The sequence below is a fragment of the Streptomyces azureus genome, assembly GCF_001270025.1.
GTDB lineage: Bacteria > Actinomycetota > Actinomycetes > Streptomycetales > Streptomycetaceae > Streptomyces > Streptomyces azureus.
This window is the reverse complement of the sequence record NZ_DF968499.1, coordinates 1-1,605: the sequence shown is the minus strand read 5'-3', so window position 1 is coordinate 1,605 and position 1,605 is coordinate 1. Positions and strand designations below refer to the sequence as shown.

2 protein-coding genes are annotated in these 1,605 nt (G+C 68.1%); one reads left to right on the top strand and one right to left on the bottom strand.

The genetic code is table 11. The features are described from left to right. Positions 1 to 147 precede the first annotated feature (147 nt). Positions 148 to 657: a DinB family protein gene (locus AOQ53_RS37530; protein ID WP_059424324.1), complete on the bottom strand. Its 510-nt coding sequence runs from the start codon at positions 655 to 657 to the stop codon at positions 148 to 150. A 224-nt stretch (positions 658 to 881) separates the two neighbouring features. Between AOQ53_RS37530 and AOQ53_RS37525 the strand changes: the two genes are divergently transcribed. Further along, the gene (locus tag AOQ53_RS37525) at positions 882 to 1,544 is read left to right on the top strand and encodes a hypothetical protein (protein WP_059424322.1); all 663 of its coding nucleotides are present in this window, start codon (positions 882 to 884) and stop codon (positions 1,542 to 1,544) included. Positions 1,545 to 1,605 lie beyond the last annotated feature (61 nt).

Sequence of the window (1,605 nt, the reverse complement as noted above, 5' to 3'; positions counted from 1 at the left end):
TGTGCGAGCTGCGGCGCCGGTCCGGAAGTCTGCTGGCGCCCGCGGCGCTGCACTGGGCCGTCAACGGCATCGGCTACGTGCTGGCCTGGGCAGTACCTCGGTGGAGAGGCGCGGGGGACGTGCTGTGAACTTCGGACAGCCTCCGCTTCAGCCGTGGGATGTCGTGCCGCTGAGGATTTGCTCGCGGAGGATGTCGGCGTGGCCGCAGTGCTGGGCCAGCTCGCGCAACGTGTGGAGGTAGACCCAGCGCAGCGGCAGCGGGCCCCGGCGGTTGCCCAGTACGAGGTCGTCCAGCGTCAGCTTTGCCGTGGCGCGACGGGATGCCGCGCATGCCTGCTGGTAGGCGTGCTGGACTGTGGCGATCGTGTCGTCGTCGTGGAGGTCGAACGACTCGTCGGGCGAGTCGGGAATGCCGATCACGGCACGGGACCGGCAGGTTGTCCCCTCGTCGAACCAGACCTTCTCTACGAACGTGGCGTGCTTGACCAGGCCGAGCAGCGTCGTCTTGGACGGGACCAGTGACCGGCGTGCCTGCTCTTCGGTCAGCCCGTTCAGGCTGTCGTGCAGCGCGGAGCGATGCTCATCGAGGAATGTCTCGAACTGGTCGCGGAGCGTTGCGTGGAAGACGGCGGGTTCCGTCGACGGCTGGAAGACCATGTCCGCAACGATAGGCCACCCCGCTCCTGTGCGCCCCGTGCGATGACAAACCGCCCAGTGACCGCCGAACCGACCGAAACCACGACCGTCGACAGTGAGTCACCGTCACCGCGCAGCCACGGAGCGAGTTCGCCCTTTCGCACCACAGAGAGTCATGTGAAACTGTCGTCCCGTCCGCCGTGCGGACCAGATCCGCACCGTCCGTCCCCCACGAGAAGGGCGCCGTGCGTTCCCTACCTCTGCCCCTGGCCCTGACCGCACGCCTGTCCCCGGTGGCCGTGCTCGCCGCGGCGGGCTGGGCACTGTCGTCCGGCCCGCTCGCCGCGCCGCAGGCCGCCGAGCACAAGCCGGCCGACGAGAAGACCGAGACCCAGTCCGCGTCCGCCCCGTCGACGTCGACGGGGTCGAAGGCCTACTCGGCCGCGCCCGCGCCGTGCGACAGCGTCGCCAAGAAGACGGTCGAGTCGCTGGTGCCGGGTGCCAAGACGGCCGGGAAGGAGATCCCGTCCACGGACACGGAGTTGCGCCGCACCTGCTCCTGGAACGCGCTCAAGGGGTACAACTACCGCTGGCTCGACGTGTCCTTCGAGGTGATGGAGTCGGACGAGGCGGCGGAGAAGGCCTACAAGGGGCGCACCGAGGAGAAGAGCGGCGGAGGTGCCGTCCCCGGTCTGGGTGACACCGCGTACTCCATCGTCAACCTCACCACCGAGGACAAGCAGGAGACCCGCGAGGGCCAGGTGTTCGTCCGCGCGTCCAACGCGCTGGTGGTCGTCACGTACAACGGCAGCGACTTCGAGTCGAAGAAGGCACCGAGCACGGACACGATCAACAAGGGCGCCATCAAGGCCGCGAAGGAAGCGGTGGCCGCGCTGGAGGGCGGCTAGCTTGATCTTTAACCTGTGCGGCGGGGTCGTGTGGTTGTTGACTTCTTCGTTCGCTGTTTCG

Coding starts and splice junctions, on each gene's coding strand:
- AOQ53_RS37530 (WP_059424324.1), bottom strand. CDS start 657: ATGGTCTTCCAGCCGTCGACGGAACCCGCCGTCTTCCACGCAACGCTC.